This window comes from Sulfuricurvum sp. (assembly GCF_036279695.1).
In the GTDB taxonomy this organism is placed as follows: domain Bacteria; phylum Campylobacterota; class Campylobacteria; order Campylobacterales; family Sulfurimonadaceae; genus Sulfuricurvum.
The window spans coordinates 1-17,129 of sequence record NZ_DASUIQ010000058.1; the positions used below are offsets into that span (position 1 = coordinate 1).

General features: G+C 45.9%; 16 protein-coding genes. 8 read left to right on the forward strand and 8 right to left on the reverse strand.

Annotated elements, in window-relative coordinates; translation table 11 throughout:
* From VFW36_RS05775 to VFW36_RS05785, 3 genes are all read right to left on the reverse strand, one after another.
* Positions 1-1,558: DDE-type integrase/transposase/recombinase (locus VFW36_RS05775; RefSeq protein ID WP_329657861.1), on the reverse strand; the 1,558-nt coding region annotated here is incomplete at its 3' end.
* Positions 1,545-2,204 (reverse strand): TnsA endonuclease N-terminal domain-containing protein, encoded by a 660-nt coding sequence (locus VFW36_RS05780; protein WP_329657862.1) that lies wholly within the window; start codon positions 2,202-2,204, stop codon positions 1,545-1,547. The genes VFW36_RS05775 and VFW36_RS05780, both read right to left, overlap by 14 nt.
* A 146-nt stretch (positions 2,205-2,350) precedes the next feature.
* Positions 2,351-2,854 carry a hypothetical protein gene (locus tag VFW36_RS05785; protein WP_329657863.1) on the reverse strand — a complete coding sequence of 168 codons (504 nt, stop codon included), beginning with the start codon at positions 2,852-2,854 and terminating at the stop codon, positions 2,351-2,353.
* On the opposite strand from VFW36_RS05785, the gene VFW36_RS05790 reads away from it, so the two are divergent.
* A complete protein-coding gene (locus VFW36_RS05790) occupies positions 2,853-3,551 on the forward strand; it encodes an ATP-binding protein (protein ID WP_329657864.1) in 699 nt (232 codons plus the stop codon). The two genes, VFW36_RS05785 and VFW36_RS05790, sit on opposite strands and share 2 nt — an antisense overlap.
* On the opposite strand, the gene VFW36_RS05795 is transcribed toward VFW36_RS05790, so the two are convergent.
* Both VFW36_RS05795 and VFW36_RS05800 read right to left on the reverse strand, forming a co-directional pair.
* Positions 3,552-4,655, reverse strand: coding sequence for a YeiH family protein (locus VFW36_RS05795; RefSeq protein ID WP_329657865.1), 1,104 nt, complete (start codon positions 4,653-4,655; stop codon positions 3,552-3,554).
* 58 nt (positions 4,656-4,713) lie between these two features.
* Positions 4,714-7,569: a DUF748 domain-containing protein gene (locus tag VFW36_RS05800; protein ID WP_329657866.1), complete on the reverse strand. Its 2,856-nt coding sequence runs from the start codon at positions 7,567-7,569 to the stop codon at positions 4,714-4,716.
* Positions 7,570-7,665: 96 nt separating this feature from the next.
* Between VFW36_RS05800 and VFW36_RS05805 the strand changes: the two genes are divergently transcribed.
* The 6 genes from VFW36_RS05805 (at position 7,666) to VFW36_RS05830 (ending at position 12,145) form a co-directional block, all read left to right on the forward strand.
* Positions 7,666-8,685, forward strand: a complete 1,020-nt coding sequence (locus tag VFW36_RS05805) for a ribonucleotide-diphosphate reductase subunit beta (RefSeq protein WP_329657867.1) — start codon at positions 7,666-7,668, stop codon at positions 8,683-8,685.
* Positions 8,672-9,406: a carbon-nitrogen hydrolase family protein gene (locus VFW36_RS05810; RefSeq protein WP_329657868.1), complete on the forward strand. Its 735-nt coding sequence runs from the start codon at positions 8,672-8,674 to the stop codon at positions 9,404-9,406. The genes VFW36_RS05805 and VFW36_RS05810 overlap by 14 nt, the downstream gene beginning before the upstream one ends.
* The gene (locus VFW36_RS05815; protein WP_329657869.1) at positions 9,403-10,047 is read left to right on the forward strand and encodes a protein-L-isoaspartate(D-aspartate) O-methyltransferase; all 645 of its coding nucleotides are present in this window, start codon (positions 9,403-9,405) and stop codon (positions 10,045-10,047) included. The genes VFW36_RS05810 and VFW36_RS05815 overlap by 4 nt, the downstream gene beginning before the upstream one ends.
* Positions 10,044-10,988 carry an RsmB/NOP family class I SAM-dependent RNA methyltransferase gene (locus tag VFW36_RS05820; RefSeq protein ID WP_329657870.1) on the forward strand — a complete coding sequence of 315 codons (945 nt, stop codon included), beginning with the start codon at positions 10,044-10,046 and terminating at the stop codon, positions 10,986-10,988. The genes VFW36_RS05815 and VFW36_RS05820 overlap by 4 nt, the downstream gene beginning before the upstream one ends.
* Positions 10,989-11,059: 71 nt before the next feature.
* Positions 11,060-11,704 (forward strand): tetratricopeptide repeat protein, encoded by a 645-nt coding sequence (locus VFW36_RS05825; RefSeq protein WP_329657871.1) that lies wholly within the window; start codon positions 11,060-11,062, stop codon positions 11,702-11,704.
* Between the two features lie 6 nt (positions 11,705-11,710).
* Positions 11,711-12,145, forward strand: coding sequence for a low molecular weight protein-tyrosine-phosphatase (locus VFW36_RS05830; RefSeq protein WP_329657872.1), 435 nt, complete (start codon positions 11,711-11,713; stop codon positions 12,143-12,145).
* On the opposite strand, the gene VFW36_RS05835 is transcribed toward VFW36_RS05830, so the two are convergent.
* From VFW36_RS05835 to purB, 3 genes are all read right to left on the reverse strand, one after another.
* On the reverse strand, positions 12,135-12,506 hold the full coding sequence (locus VFW36_RS05835) for a hypothetical protein (RefSeq protein WP_329657873.1): 372 nt from the start codon (positions 12,504-12,506) through the stop codon (positions 12,135-12,137). The two genes, VFW36_RS05830 and VFW36_RS05835, sit on opposite strands and share 11 nt — an antisense overlap.
* A complete protein-coding gene (locus VFW36_RS05840; RefSeq protein WP_329657874.1) occupies positions 12,497-14,863 on the reverse strand; it encodes a ribonucleoside-diphosphate reductase subunit alpha in 2,367 nt (788 codons plus the stop codon). The genes VFW36_RS05835 and VFW36_RS05840 overlap by 10 nt, the downstream gene beginning before the upstream one ends.
* 114 nt (positions 14,864-14,977) lie before the next feature.
* Positions 14,978-16,306 (reverse strand): adenylosuccinate lyase, encoded by a 1,329-nt coding sequence (gene purB, locus VFW36_RS05845; protein ID WP_329657875.1) that lies wholly within the window; start codon positions 16,304-16,306, stop codon positions 14,978-14,980.
* An 80-nt stretch (positions 16,307-16,386) separates the two neighbouring features.
* On the opposite strand from purB, the gene VFW36_RS05850 reads away from it, so the two are divergent.
* The coding region (locus VFW36_RS05850; protein ID WP_329657876.1) for an RluA family pseudouridine synthase at positions 16,387-17,129 on the forward strand (743 nt) is incomplete at its 3' end.

Sequence of the window (17,129 nt, forward strand, 5' to 3'; positions counted from 1 at the left end):
GGCTCATCGTCCTATAAGGGATTGGAAAATACTCTTTGATCTCCGGATCAAAAAAGAAAATTCTACTAATATCCCTCGGGTCTATTTTGAATAAGAATTTTCTAGCTCCTCCACGTTCATCTTCACTGTTAATCCAACGACGCAATACATCCCCGTAATATTTAATCTTTTCGATAACAACACCATGTTGCTGCACCGTTCGTTCAATACTTGGAAGTAAATCTATTCTCAACCGATCTTCATCGGCTACCCTGAAAGGCAATCCAATACCGGGATATTCACCTGTCCCAAATATCCCTTCTTCAAACTTTTCCTCTGGAGACATATTGATTGAGCGATGCATCCTTTTGTGATAAACATTGACAATAAATTCACCAATCCATTTCTCAAGTTCTGCCAGTGTCATAGCCGCTTCTTTGTCTGATTTATACTGCCCTCTTTGCGTGATATTTGAAAACGTTGTTCCAGGTAAAGTATGTACTTCCTTCATCGTAGTGCCAATGAGCCTTTCAATGTGCCCACCAAATTGCGGACGAGCAACCGGCCGCATCATGATCGTAATTCCATATTGCTCACAAAATCTCTTGAGCGCTTCAGATCGAAATTCCTGAGCATTGTCCATATGAATAGATTTTGGTACGCCCCAAACATTCCATTCCCCTTCAACACCTATTTTTTGAAGGTACCGCTCTTTTGTCAGAATAACATTCGAAAGGCACTGACTCACACTAAAATAACTTGGTGCTTCAAGTGCAATGTAATACCCGACAACCATACGACTATAAACATCGATTGCTAATGTTAAATAAGGTCTTCCAATCGGCTTTCTCTCAACTTCATCAACAAGTATAATATCCATCGGGGTGTGATCGATCTGTATTACATCAAGAGGAAATGTACCTTCAGGGAACATTCCATCAGTGTTTTTATACTTTCGATCAGCAATTTGACGACTTTCCCGTTTAGCAATCGTATGTTCTTTCGAAAGCTGATTAATTCGGTTGCGGACCGTATTTTCATGCGGAGATGTTACGTTGGCATTTTTACATCGTTTAACAATTTCTCGATATACGTCCTTAACCGGTAGTTTTTGCTTTGTCAAATACAATGTTTCGATAGCTTTTTTGGTGATAATCTCCGCTTCTTCATCGATCATTATCTTCCCTTTCGGGCCTCTCATGCTAGTTAACGGTACTAGCGATTGAAGAAGACCGGTTTCTTTATATCTATTTATCCAACGATACAATGTAGTAAAATGGAGTTCTAATTTTTCAGCAATTTCAATAATCTCTTTTTTACCCAGAGCCCCATCTATAATCGGCTTGATAATTTGAAGCCGCCTTTTGGCTTCCTCCCAATCCGATTCTGAAATATCTTCAATACGTTCTTTCGCTTTTACCGATTCATTATTCACTAAATTTACAACCGGAAGAATCTCATCACGGTAGGTTTTAAGATTCTTAGCAAGTACATGACCCGTATCGATCTGCTTTTTAATTTCATATTCCATATCTTGAAAAAATATAGTGCTTCCAACCGAGAGATCAATGATTTTCACGTGAAACTCCTATCATTGTGTTGTTGGTGATTTTAGTATCCATATCAATCTTTACTTTTCCTAGAAAAACAAGATACCAAAGATGACGAATATAAACTGCCTGCTCATATCGATTTGAAGATAGTTTCGACATACACTCGGAAATACTCAATATTTTTTCATTTACTAATACACGCCTTATATGCTCCATTCGCTCTTGCTCAAATCCTGAGATACTCCCTGAAATAGCTCCATATATCATCTTGGCATTTTCTAAAAATTGTGTACGAATATCAAGTTCTGTGAATAGTTTGAACTCCATGTCATTTTGGATTAGATACTCTTCGATCTGCTCAAATTTCTGTTTCAAAAAAACTTTTTTTTCTTTAACTTCTTCGGAGTATTTGATTTCAAATATACAGGGAATACGCTTGGGGTCTTTGTAGTGTACGAGGGCATCAGGAGTATAACGAATATCCCTTTTTGCATAATGGTAGGAAAGGGCTATCGGTTGCTCTTCATAAGAAGCAACAGATCTATCAAATTCAAGAAGCAGAAAAAAATCCCGTTCAAGTAAGGATTCGTAGGCAATATTACGATCGTTTTTCACACTACTAAAATGACCAGTTACGGAGCGATAATTCTTTTTTATCTTTCGAACAGGCATCTTTTACACCTCAATTCATAGCAATTTTACACACATATATTTTTCGCTTGTTATGTTGTTTATCATGAAATGATTATACATACTTCATAAAAATCAATAACAATATGGCATATTGCAATCATTTTTGAAAAGTGATGTACTTTAATCTACTCATCCTCTGGGGCTGAACGTTCCAAAATCCCCATCCATTTTGCTTCCCATGTTATTTTGCCATTTTTGAAGGCATCCGCATAATTATCATAAATCAAATTTAGGGCATTATCCTCTAATCGGTAAACGCCCAAACAGCCTTCCGTTTCAGAAATTTTCCATTCTTCCTCATCATTTTTCCCGATGCAAGCGATAATTCCATCTTCCTCAACTAAAGCTAATTCAAATACATACATATGCTCAGTCTGAAAATAAAACATTGTATGCAGATTGTCTAGCCCATATAGAAATTCTTCCTGCGTTTTAGGCGGACTCATATCATCCGATGGATATGAAGCGAGCGAAAAGAACATATGATAATCTCCACTTTGATACCATGTAACTACAGAAAATCTATCTTTCAATAAAATGTGGTAGCATATATTGCTATTAAATTCGTATTTAGTAGCATCAAATGTTGTGAGAGTAGCATTTTTTATTGTAAATCCAGGGTGCGCCATGAGCTATTTTCCTTTGTTTTGGGTTGATTCGGTAGCATTAATTGTTGGAAATCACAGTGGAACCCATAAAGCCCAAATCGGTGAAGTGGGTTTAGCGCACGGGGGGATCCTCTTTTTCGATGAACTACCCCATTTTTCCAAAACGGTACTCGAAGCACTCAGAGAGCCTTTGGAAGATCGTCATATCCGTATCTCAAGGGTTAATACCAAAGTCACCTACGATGCCAATTTTCTCTTTGTCGGGGCGATGAACCCCTGCCCGTGCGGCAATCTTTTCAGTACCACAACCGCGTGCCGATGCAGTGATTTGGAGATCAATCGCTATAAATCACGCCTCTCCGATCCCTTTTTAGATCGTATTGATCTCTATGTACAAATGCACGCGGTGAGTGCGGAGGATAAACCGAGCGTCACTTCCCATCAGCTTCATAAAAAAGTACGAGAAGCGTTCTTGCGTCAAAAAGAGCGGGGACAAAGATCCCTTAACGGAGCACTGAGTGACGCGGAGATTGCTCAGTACTGTCCACTCAATCCGGAAACACAGCAGGTCATCGATCAGGCGATAGGGAGATTCGGGTTATCGTTTCGGGCCGTGAGCCGTGTCCTCAAAGTGGCACGGACTATTGCCGATATAGAAAGTTCACGCGATATAGGGAAAGCTCATCTGCTCGAAGCATTGAGCTATAGGAAGAGATAATTAAAACGTCGCCACAACCCACTGAGTGATGACAAATCCGCCCACGACGAGCCAAATAAACATCGAACCTGCTGCATAAATAGGGGCTAATCCAAGCCCTTTGAATTTCGCGAACCGTGTCCCCATCCCCAGAGCCGTCATCGCCATAGTGAGCAAGAACGTATCGATAAGATTGATATTAGAAATCACCGATTTGATAGTCGCTGCGATCGCTTCCGTTGCGTGGGCATCGGTGAAGTTGAGTAACAATGAGTTGACCCCCGCCATACCGACGAAGTAAACCGCGAACCATGGGATAACAAGCTTAACGCCCCCACCGGTAGTCCCGCTTTTCTTTGCGCTGTACGAGAGATAGATCCCCAACACGATCAACATCGGAGCGATCATAATAACCCGTGTCATTTTGACGATAACAGCCGTATTTGCCATATCGGCACTCGCACCCGGAATCGATGCGGGAACGGCAACGACTTGAGCTACCTCATGAATGGTTCCCCCGACATACATCCCGAACGTTGTAGGATCCATGTGTAAAAATCCGGTTGCGGGCTGAATGATCGCCGCATACAACACAGGGTAGAGAAACATCGAAATTGTCCCGAACAGGACAACCATCGATACCGCAATCGCTGTTTTGTACTCTTCGCTTTTAAGTACCGGCTCCGTCGCCAAAACAGCCGCCGCACCGCATACCGATGCCCCTGCAGCCGTCAACATCGACGTATCACGATCGAGTTTAAAAAACTTTTGAGCTAAAAACGTTCCGAGAATAAACGTGCTAGAGAGCATGATCAATGAAACCATGAACCCCTCTATCCCCACCTGCTCAATCTGTTGAAACGTAATCCGAAACCCGTAAAACACGATAGCAAAACGGAGAATTTTTTTACCCGAAAAGGTAATCCCCCCCTCCCAAACAGACGGAATACGATTATGAAGGGTATTGGCAAAAAAGATACCCAACACAATCCCCACAACGAGAGGGGAAATTCCAAGACTTTTAACAACAGCCAAATCGGCGATCATCGTCGCGGCTGCGGCAAATATAGCGACAAAAAGGATACCGCTGAGGGTGTCTTTACGCTTTGCGGGTGAAAACGGCATAGTTTCTCCTGTCAAATAAAAACGACATTATAAGATTAATCACAAAAATGTCAAAATTTTAAGGAATCATGATTTCCAAACGGGTCGGAATAACCTCTTCTTTTTCCCCTTTTACCCCTTCGCTCTCTTTAATTAACAGCCGTTTCTCAAATCCCGATGTTTTCATAACATAATCCCGAATGGCAAGAGAACGTTGTTGCGCCAGTGTTTGAAGTTCGGCTGAACTAAGCGGCTGCAACGGAACGAGCTTATCGATCAAGGTTGCCGAATAGTGACGAACATACGCCGCTTCTTCAGGGTATTTCTCCTTATACGAAGCTTTGAGTGCATTGAGCTCTTTTTTATCCAAAGAATCTTCTGCCATCGCTTCGAGCAGTTCCACGCTCATCGCTTGAGTAGAATCAATTTTGAGGTTTTTATTTTTCTTAAGTGCCGCTTGCACCAATTTTTGACTTTTTAACGCATACGTGTCATACGCTTCATCCCATCCGCCGTATATGCTAAGCGCTAATTTGGGCCGCTTAGAGAGCATGGCAGTAATCTGATCGAGTTTTTCCACCTGCGGCGGCGAAAGGGTCGCTGAACCGGCTTCAAAATCGATAGAAGAGAGCTTGTCATTCTCAATTCCCATCATTGATCCCAGTAGTTTAAACGGAGACGTAACGGCTTTGGTAAAGAGATTTCCGATCACCTGCCACACCACTTTACCGTATTTGAAATCAGGACTATTCACATCCCCCTCTATGGGGAGATCAATATCGATTACCCCATCACTGTCTTCAAGCAATGCGACAACGAGCCGCAACGGCCACGGGGATCCGCCCGCTTTCTCTGCTCCAAGCTCGATTTGTTTAATGACCACTCGATTGGCTCCGTTTAATTTCCCCTGATTAATCTTGTATCCCAAATCTAAAAAGAGTTTCCCCCCTGCGATCTTGTATCCCAAAAACTCTAGAGAATACGGGGTATATCCTTTGAGTTCCAGATTATCAAACGCCACTTTCAAATCGGTGAACTTTTTAGGCGCTTTGGTGTTTAGTGACCCGTCGATCCGAGCCAATCCGTACTGATCTACCCCCCCTCGAATTTTTACGAAGGTGGTAACGTCTTTGGTCGTCGAGATCCCAAGAACTGACCCTTCCAAATCGTGAATATAGGTTTTAAACGGCAACGGCAGAGACATATCGCTAAACGTCGCACTGCTTCCGCGAAGAAGTAGTTTTACGATGTCCATCCCAAACGGATTCCCCGCCGGTTTCGCCGTATTAGAGGAAGAAGCACTGTTTTTACTCAATGTTGAGTAGTTCAATACCTTTTTCGCATCGATATGGAGATTCGTATAGAACCCGTCGATGGCTAGCTGATTGACTTTGAGCCGATTATCCGGATAAGAGTAGGCAAACGGGGTTACCCCGATCTTCGTCCATCCGAGCAGTACCGAATCATCACGTGAATCATTGACGACCCAATCCTCTAACGCCACTTTTCCTCTCACTTCCGTTTTGGAGGGGTTATAGTCATAATCGGCCGAAAGAGAGAGATTCCCGCGACGAAGCGATGCGTAGGTACTCGGCTCGATATAAGGATCGATCTGTGAAACATCCAGCCCGTTGAGTTCCACATTCCCTCTGCTGCTCAGTGGTGCACGGATAAGCTCGCTGTTGAGTACGATACTGCCGCTTTGGTTGAAACGAGAGGAGAGGGTAAGATCGTTTTTAATCGATGGATCGCTCTGAAATCCTTTTAGATTCAGATTCAGTTGATCGAGATTCAGCGTCACTTTTTTCGCGGGTACCTCATCGATAAATCCTACGGCACTGTTGTTTAGAGTAATCTCATCAATGCCGTAATGCCATGGAGTTGCCGTCTCGTTTGTCTCTTCTTTAGGAAATGCCTTCTGAATCTCTTCGATATAGTTCAGCCAATCGATTTTACCCTCATGGGAACGCTGTGCAGAGAAATTCATCCCATCGAGTTTTAGCGCTCCGGCTTTAAACACTTTTTTCATCGGTTCTACGGTCCCATCGCTCAAACGAAGCGATACGAGACTCAGAAGATTTCGCTCTTCCCCTTTGGGGATAATACGGAGCTTGTCGATCTCAAAATGGAGTTTCGAGAGTTGAGTCGCGTTCACATCATTGCTGTCGAATCGATAGTCAAATCCGAATCCCGCAGTGCCATCGGCCACTTCGATCGGCAATTTCTCTTTAAAATAGCTCCAAGGGGTATAGAGTTTGCCCGAATTAAATGCAACGCTCCCCCCCATCACAAACGGCGAAAGGGCATCGATTTTCCCTCTCAAATCGACAAATCCCCCTTCGTTGATCGTCGCATACAATCGCAACTTCCCGTTCTCATTCGAAAGATCACGCAAATCAATGTTGTCTAGGTTAAATCCTATGGGTCCCACATCGAGGGTGTAGCCTTTCCCATCCGAATAATCGCTGTAATTCAGCATCCCGTTTTTGAGCGCGAAATGGTTGATGATCAGCCCCATCGGCTCACTTTTTTTATCCTCTTTGGGCTTATCTCCCCCCAGTTCAGTGAGCCATTTGAAGTTAAAATCGCCGTTGCTATCCCGTTTGATCGTAATATGCGGTTCAACCAGTGAAATGCGATTGATAACCAATCCGCCCTTCCACAGGTATGCGAGAGGATCGACATTGCATGAAAATTTCTTCATTGCTACAAAATCGGTATTCTTCGGTGTTTTAAATACGACTTGGTTCAAACTCAAATGGAAAGTAAAAGGGTTGAACGCAGCCTTCTCAACCGAAAACTCCCCCCCCTTCGTCGCCTCAAAAACTTTTCCGGGCACAATGTTTTTTATGAGATACGGAACTCCGAAAAAGCCTGCAATAGCATACGTCGATACCGCCGCCGCCACCGATTTTAAAATTAACTTTTTATTCATCCCATCACCCTTTTGAAAAACTCTTTTCATTTTATCATACTTAAAACTATATTTGGACATAATCATCTACTTTATCTGCACACAGGGATAGCCGAAATGAAGCGTAAACAAATTTACAATCCAACCTCAACCGAACATGTAAACGACCGCCAGATTTTCGGCGGTAATCCTACGGGGATTTTTGAACTCAATAATATCAAATACCAATGGGCGTATAACCTCTGGGAGATGATGCTTAACAACACATGGTTCCCCAAAGAGGTCGATATGACCCGCGATGCGGTCGACTACAAGTTCCTCACCGAGATGGAGAAAACAGCGTACGACAAAGCGCTCTCCCAGCTCATTTTCATGGACTCTCTCCAAACCAACAACCTGATGGACAACGTCAACCCGTACGTCACGGCTCCTGAGGTCAATCTCATTTTGGTACGCCAAAGCTTCGAAGAAGCCCTCCACTCCCAAAGCTACGCCGTTATGGTCGACTCGATCAGCCAAAACAGCGAAGAGATCTACGATCTGTGGCGCAAAGACATGATGCTCAAAACCAAAAACGACTCGATTGCCGCACGTTACGACGAACTTGCCAACGATCCGAGCGAGAGTGCGTTTGTCAAAGCGTGTTTCGCGAACCAAATTTTGGAGGGGATCTACTTCTACAGCGGATTTACCTACATCTATACCCTCGCCCGCTCAGGGAAAATGCTCGGTTCCGCACAGATGATCCGCTTTATCCAACGCGATGAAGTGACCCACCTCGTCTTGTTCCAAAATATCATCAACACCCTTCGACGCGAGCGCAGCGATCTCTTCACCGAAGCACTTATCGAGGAAGTCTACGATATGTTCCGCAAAGCGGTCGAACTCGAAACCGCATGGGGCAAATACATCACCCAAGGGCAGATTTTGGGTCTCACCAACGAAATTGTGGAACAATACATCCAATACCTCGCCGATCAACGGCTCACGGCGGTAGGGCTCAAACCGCTCTACAACGTCACCCATCCGATCAAATGGGTCGATGACTTCTCCAAATTCAACGACCAAAAAACCAACTTCTTCGAAGGTACCGTCACCAACTATTCCAAAGGAAGCCTCAGTTTTGACGACTTCTAAAACCCGCTCCGTTACATCCCTCTGCTTTGAGACCGATCCCGATTTTACGAAAAATCTCGACCGTCTCACGGCACTTATCGATCAATCTCCCGAAGACGCCATCCTCGTCGCCCCCGAAGTGTGTTTAAGCGGATTTGCCTACGATCGCTTTGAAGAAGCGGCGGCGTTTACCCCCTCCTCACTTGCGAAACTATCAGAGCACATCGGGAACCGTTTACTGATTTTTACCGCCATTACCAAGCGCGAGGGGTCATTTTATAACATCGCTTACGCGCTTCACCAAAGAGACGTGCTCCACACCCAAGCCAAAGCAAAACTCTTTACCCTCGGCGCGGAACACGAACATTTCAGCGCGGGGGAAGAGGGGAAAATGATCCCTTTCGACTTTGATGGGATTAAAATCGGAATTTTGATCTGCTTCGAACTCCGTTTTAAACAGCTCTGGCAGCGATTGGAGGGGTGTGACATCATCGCTATCCCTGCGCAGTGGGGGAAACTAAGAGCGGATCACTTCGTCACCCTCACCAACGCCCTTGCCGTGATAAACCAATGCTACGTCGTCGCTTCCGATGCTTCCAATTCAGATACGAGCGGTATGAGCGGCATTATCACCCCTTTCGGCGGCGAACTCCGCAACAGCGGTTCCGAATTACTAACATCCCATTATGAAGCGCGAACGGTCCTCTCGATGCGCCGATACCTCAACGTAGGAATAGCATGAGCATCGATAAAATCACCATCATCAAAACCACCCGTATGACGGACGAGATCGCCAAAAAGTTCCCCCTACGCCCTATTGTCAAAAACGCCATTATTCACACCAACCGCGAAGCCTTTGTCCCTCTGGCAATGCGCCACAACGCCTATCGTCTCGACGCCCTCCCGATCGGTGCACAGCAGTACATCTCTTCTCCGCTGACGGTAGCCAAAATGACTCAGTATCTCAGCCCTGAGGGGTGCGACAGCGTACTAGAGATCGGATGCGGAAGCGGCTATCAGGCGGCCGTCCTCTCCAAAATCTTTCGCCGTGTGTTTACGATCGAGCGGATCGAATCACTCCTTTTGGAAGCCAAAGAGCGCTTTCGTCACCTCCATCTGGGCAATATCCACACCCGCACGGATGATGGTCAAAACGGCTGGGAGCAATACGCCCCGTTTGATCGGATTTTGTTCTCGGCATCGGCGCGCACCATCCCAAAAAAACTCTTTGACCAACTCCGAGAAGGGGGGATTTTACTCGCTCCGGTGGAAAAAGGGCGAGAGCAGATCATCACCCGTTTTACGAAGCAGGGGGGCGTTATCCACGAAGATGCCCTTGAGGTATGTGATTTTGTCCCCGTCCTCGATGGAGTCGTGCGATGAGCCTCCCCGAAGCGTTTAGCGAACGGTTGGAGAAAATTGTTCCACATGAGCAGTTTGAATCGATACTTCGCACTTTCGATTCCCCCAAACAAGTAACCTTTCGGGTAAATACCCTCAAAGCGAAGCCCTCAGAGCTAGAAGCCGAGTTGGAACACGAAGGTATTGCAGTAGAAAAAGTAGGGTGGAGTATTTTAGATGGGGTATATCGAATCGCCCCCGAAGATAAGCTCCGTCTCACCCAAACATCCGCATTCTACGAGGGGCGTCTCTATATCCAAAACCTCTCCTCGATGATTGCCCCCGTTTTGCTCGCTCCTCGCCCCGAAGAGACGGTACTCGATCTTGCCGCCGCACCGGGGGGAAAAACCCTCATGCTCGCGGGGATGATGGAGAATACCGGATGGCTCTCTGCGGTGGAGCTTCAGCGCGAGCGTTTTTTTCGCCTCTGCGATAATCTGAAATCCCAAGGGGTGACTAACGCCCACACCTACATGACCGACGGGCGCAGTGTCGGAAAAAAGTGTCCCCAGATGTTTGATCGCATCCTCCTCGATGCACCGTGTTCTTCCGAGGCGCGCTTTAAAACCCATGAGCCAAAAAGTATGAGTTACTGGAGCGTTCACAAAGTCAAAGAGACCTCAAAGCTCCAGCGTAGATTATTGCTTTCGGCATTCGACGCTCTCAAACCGGGAGGCAAATTGCTCTATAGCACCTGTTCCTTTTCCCCTGAGGAGAACGAAAGCCCTCTTCAGCACCTCTTAGAGCGCCATGGAGAGCATTTAAAGACTATCCCCCTCACATTGCCCTTCGATAACGTCCAAAAGCCTCTCACACGATGGGGGAAAGAGGTGTATGACGAACGTATCCAAAACGCCGTCCGTATTCTGCCGACCGATACGATAGACGGCTTTTTCATCTGTCTGTTGGAAAAAATGAAATAGTAATTTCATTTCTCTATTTTTCACTTAAGCTATTATGGTAAAATATCATTATCCTTTGTAGGGAGCTTACGATGTCAAAGTCTAAAATAGCATTAGCATTTTTATTTATCAGCTTCTCTACACTTTTCGCATCCTCCACTGAACAGCTTGCCCACGACGGCGAAGTTGCCTTTTATCACCAAAACTATATCGAAGCACGCAAAGCCCTCGTCCCCGCCGCACAGCAGGGGAATTTGCAGTCTCTCTACTTTCTTGGGATAATGAGTCTAAAGGGGTACGGCACCCCCATCGACTACAAAGAGGCGGTACGAATTTTTAAAATAGGGGCGCAAAAAAACCATGCCGATTCCCAAGTCGCCCTCGGGGTATTGATGATTGAGGGGATCGGACTGCCTCAAAATCACCTCCAAGCCTCCCGCTTGTTTAAACAAGCCGCCAAAAACGGTAATTCGGATGCTCAGCTTATCCTCGGATGGCTTTACAAAAATGGGGTAGGGGTCAATGTCAACAACACCATCGCCTACGCGCTGTGGAACTATGTCGCCGCACAGGGGAGCGAATGGGCGCGTGTCAGCCGCGATCAGATGTACTACGAACTCACCGAAGCGGAACTCTATCGCGGTCAAGAGCTCTCATCCAATCTCCCTAAGCTATGGAAAGTCGTTGCTAATAACACCGCTAATCGCGAGAAATACCCTTTTAAAAGACGTAGTTAAATCATTATGAAATCGATTCTCTTTGTGTGTCTGGGTAACATCTGCCGCTCACCGATCGCTGAGGGGGTTGCTCGCGCATTGATAGAAGAGGGGGGTCATGGAATCACCGTCGATTCGGCGGGAACGGGAAGTTGGCACGTCGGTGAAGCACCGTGCAAACACTCCGTTAGTGTTGCCCGCAATCACGACATCGACATTTCGCATCTTCGTGCACGACAAGTCAAAAAAGCCGACTTTAACACTTTTGACGTGATCGTCGCCTTGGACCAAAGCAACTACCGCGACCTCGAAGCATTAGGGTGCCGAAATCTCGTCAAATTGGGGGATTACGGGTATAACGGAGCCGATGTCCCTGATCCGTACTTTTTCGATGGTTTTGAAGGGTTTGAGCACGTCTACACGATGATCGAATCGTGCGTCAAAGAGCTCCTCAAGCGCTGAAGGGGAGCTCTTCATATCCGATGGAAGTTCCGAGGATATAAAACAGCGCTTCGTTCGCTCTGCCAAAATAACTTCCGATCGCTAACGCAGCGCTGTTAGGGGTTAGTTCCACGGTTATCCCCTCAGACATATCCAAAGAACGTAGAACATTGTCGCTTACGAGTTTGGCGTCATTCACACCATCTATCCGAAACATCACATCGATCCAGTCATACCCGCGTGCAATGTCCTGAACACTAAAACGAATTTCGATGGAAGTAGAAGATTGTGGAGCTAGAGAACGGATTTCGCCCTGACGTGCAAAGTCGATACGCTCTAGTAGGTTTTTGAGCGTTGAGGCGCTCAGGGGCTTTACTGGCACCCTTCACACTCCATCGAGCGGTCCGCCGTGTCTTGTTTTTGTTCCGGAGATTGAGAACGGAGATAGTAGGTCGATTTGAGACCCAATTTCCATGCGAGCATATAAATGTCGTTGAGATATTTACCGCTGGCACGATCTAGGGTGATAAAGATATTAAGACTTTGCCCTTGGTCGATCCATTTTTGGCGGATTGCGGCCGCTTTGACAAGGATCGTTTGATCGAGATCATACGCAGGGGTGTAGTAACTCCACGTATCGGGACTGAGTTTCGGTGCAACAACCGGAATAAGCCCTGAGAGGTTCTCTTCGAACCATTTGCGCTTGTAGATCGGCTCGATCGTTTGTGTCGTCCCTGTGAGGATCGAGATCGAACTCGTCGGTGCGATCGCCATCAGATAGCCGTTACGCATCCCTTGACGCTTGATTGTTTCACGAAGCTCGTCCCACTCATAATTCGGAGCGAACAATCCGCCGCGATCGACGAGATTTTGAACCTCTGCCGTTGCGTGATCCATCGGGAGGATTCCACGGCTCCATTTAGAGCCTTGATACTCGGCGTATGAGCCTTTTTCAACCGCAAGGTTTGACGAAGCGAGAATCGCGTTATAGCTCACCGCTTCCATCACTTCGTCCACTTTGTCGAAATGTTCTTGGCTTCCCCAAACGATTTTGTTCTCGGCAAGCATCTGCGCTTCACCCATAACACCCAAACCGATCGCACGGCTGCGCATATTGGTACGTTTCACTTTTTCGAGCGGATAGAAGTTCAAATCGATAACATTGTCGAGCGCACGGATCGCTACGGGAACGATACGGTCGATATCCTCTTTGGTATGTACACGGGAGAGATTGACCGATGCTAGATTACATACCGCCGTCGCACCGTCTACTTTCTCTTTTTCGACGATGTAGATAGGGCGACCGTTTAGTGAATCAAGCGCCGTGATTTTGTTCGCCGGTTTTTCGATCCCGCTGTCGACTTTAACGATCTCGTCTTCTTCGAACGTAACAAACGATCCGTCTTCGTATTTGATTTTGATCAAATAGTGGTTCGGCTGTGTATTTTGGAAGATTTCGGTACAAAGGTTCGAACTGCGAATAATCCCGAAATGGTCATTCGGATTGGATCGGTTCGCGCTGTCTTTGAAACACAAGAACGGGCTTCCCGTCTCGAAATACGACGTGAGGATTTTTTTCCACAAATCTTTCGCTTTGGTGTGCTCTTTGGCCACGCTCGCATCTTGTTCAAGCTCAAGGTAGCGTTTCTCAAAAGCGTCTCCGTAAAGCTCGCTGAGATCTTTGACGTCAAACGGATCGAACATCGTCCAGATACCGTCTTCTACGACCCGTTTCATAAACATATCGTTGATCCACAACGCTGGGAACAAATCATGAGCACGTCGGCGCTCTTCCCCTGAGTTTTTCTTCACATCGAGGAAATCTTTTACATCCATGTGCCACGGCTCGAGATAAACGGCGATAGCCCCTTTGCGGGTTCCGAGCTGATCAACGGCAATCGCGATGTCGTTGGTGATTTTCAAAAACGGTACGGTTCCGCCGGCCGCATTTTTGTGACCGTCGATGAACGATCCCATAGCGCGAACCTGTGTCCAATCCCAGCCGATCCCGCCTCCGAATTTGGAGAGCAATGCCATCTCTTTGTAGGCATCGAAAATCCCCTCGATATTATCAGGAGCCGAACCGATATAGCACGAGCTAAGCTGGTGACGCGTTGTACGAGCGTTAGAGAGGGTAGGGGTCGCCATCATCACTTCGAATTTGGACATCATGTCGTAAAACTTCTTCGCCCACGTTTGACGATCGTTTTCGTTTTGCGCCAAGAACATTGCAACGGCCATAAACATGTGCTGAGGAAGTTCTATCGGATCACCTTTGCGGTCTTTGATCAAATATCGGTCATACAATGTTTTAACGCCGAGGTAGTTGAACTCCAAGTCACGTTCAGGGACGATATACGCATCCAAATCATCCAGATCGTATTTGTCTCTAAGACCGAGCAAGATTCGCCCTTCGGCTTCTCCTCGCTCAAAATAGGTTTTAAGAGAGCCGTAACCGGTAAAACCGTTTACGCGGTGGTACAAATCATATAAAAAGAGACGTGATGCTACAAACGTCCAGTTGGGAGAGTCAATATCGATTTTATCTACTGCTGTTTTAATCAGGGTTTGTTGAATCTCATTGCTGTTAATACCGTCACGAAACTGGATCTGGGCATCTACTTCTAACTCGCTTTGCGATACGTTGACTAATCCCTTGACCGCAGCGGAGGTGTATTTTTGAATTTTGGTAATATCCAGCGGCTCTCTACGGCCGTTACGCTTAACAATAGTTAACATTTAGCAGTTTCCTTGATGTTCTGTAAGAGGGGTATTATACCCTCAAAATTTAGAAATTTTTCTAGCTTTTTGACTTCTTGTTCTATAAGCTTATTAAAGCAATTATTGAACCAATTATTTAAATACCCGTGCAAAAATTTTATCGACATTTTTAGTGTAATAATCAAAATTGAAACATTCGCGAATCGCTTCTTCACTCAACGAGTTACGTAGTTCTTCATCCTCCAATAGATATTGAAGATAAAGAGATTCCCCTTTTTCATTCGTTGCGCTTTTTCCTTGTTGCAACCCTTCCCATACTTTCATCGCGTTGCGTTGAACGATACGGTACGCATCTTCACGGCTCACCCCTTTGAGCGGAAGTTCGAGTAAAACACGTTGTGAGAAAACAAGTCCTCCGGTTAAGTTGAGATTACGCATCATGTTCTCAGGATACACGACGAGGTTAGCGATAACACTGTTAAAACGGTGTAGCATGAAATCAGAGGTTACGAAACTGTCCGGCAACCAGAAACGCTCGGTAGAGCTGTGAGAGATGTCACGCTCATGCCATAACGCCACGTTTTCCATTGCAGGGATAACATAGGCTCTAACCATACGAGCTAACCCTGTGATATTTTCGGTCAAGATCGGATTACGTTTGTGAGGCATTGCCGATGAGCCTTTTTGCCCTTTGGCAAAAAACTCTTCACACTCATACACTTCGGTACGTTGCCAGTGGCGAACCTGTACCGCAAATTTTTCGATTGAGCTTGCCATCAAGGCGAGCGCCGAAGCGAGACGTGCATAACGGTCACGTTGAATAACTTGATTAGATGCAGGAGCCGGTTTAAGCCCTAATGCTTCACACGCATACTCTTCGAGTTCTAACGGTGCGTGAGCAAAGTTACCCATAGCACCTGAAACTTGACCGACAGAGATAACTTCCATCGTTTGTTCCAAGTTTTCCAAATGGCGCGCCATCTCATCGTACCAAACCGCTAACACCAAACCAAACGTAATCGGCTCACCGTGAATACCGTGAGAGCGTCCGACGAGCAATGTCATCTTGTGTTCTTCCGCTCTTGCCTTGATCGATGCCATAACCATTTTAACATCTTCGATGATCAATGCCAGCGAATCACGCATCTGAAGAGCGACAGCCGTATCAACGGTATCAGAAGAGGTCATACCGTAATGGAACCATCGACTCTCTTCTCCGAGAGTTTCAGATACCGATGTCGTAAACGCGATCAAATCATGGCGAGTAACCGCTTCGATCTCATCAATACGCTCAACCGAAAATCCTGCATTCTCTACAATTTTTTTCGCATCTTCATCGGGAATCAATCCCAATTTATTCCATGCAACGACTACAGCTTTTTCAACATCGAGCCATGCTTGATATTTTGCTTGGATACTCCATTTGGATTTCATCTCTTCTCTGGCGTAACGATCTACCATATCTGCTTCCTTACTATGCTAAAATGCGCATCTTATTATATTAATATAGTTTATCCTACCCTCCCTAAAAAGGAATTAAATTGCCTTTCGTTACCAAACAGCTTCATTCACCTACCCGTCAAAAAGCGTTTCGCTTTTTAATGCAAGAGTTAGGGATAACCCAAAGCGAAGCACAACGTCTCATCGCAAAAGGGCGCCTTTCTCAAAACGGTGAAGTGATGGCAAATAACGCAGGGTTTATCGAAGAGGGGGATTTTGATTTCATCTGTTTTGAACCTTTGACGTTAGGGTTGGAACCTGCGTTTGTGGAAGAGGAGTTTGCTGTTTATGACAAACCCAGCGGTCTCCTCGTCCATCCCCAAAATCGTCATACCCCCTACAGTCTCAATGATGAGATCAAACACCGTTTCGGTCATGAAGCCAATATTACCCATCGGATCGATCAAGAGACGAGCGGTTTGGTTTTAGCGGCGCGAAACAAAATCAGCGAACGTGCTTTGAAGATGATGTTTGAAGAGCGACAAATCACCAAGAAATATATTGCTATGGTAAAAGGTCATCTCAAAGATCCACTCGATATACAAGAGCCTCTGTTGCGTCGCGAAGATGAGAGTTCTATCGTTCGGATGATCGTTCGGGTTCATCCTGAGGGAAAACCCTCACGTACCTTTATCACACCGCTGAAGTATTTTCCTGACACCGATACGACTCTCGTCGAGGCTTCACCCTATACGGGACGCCAACATCAGATACGGGTTCATTTGTTCCACGTGGAACATCCGATCGTCGGTGATCCTATCTATGGTCAAGATGAAAACAATGC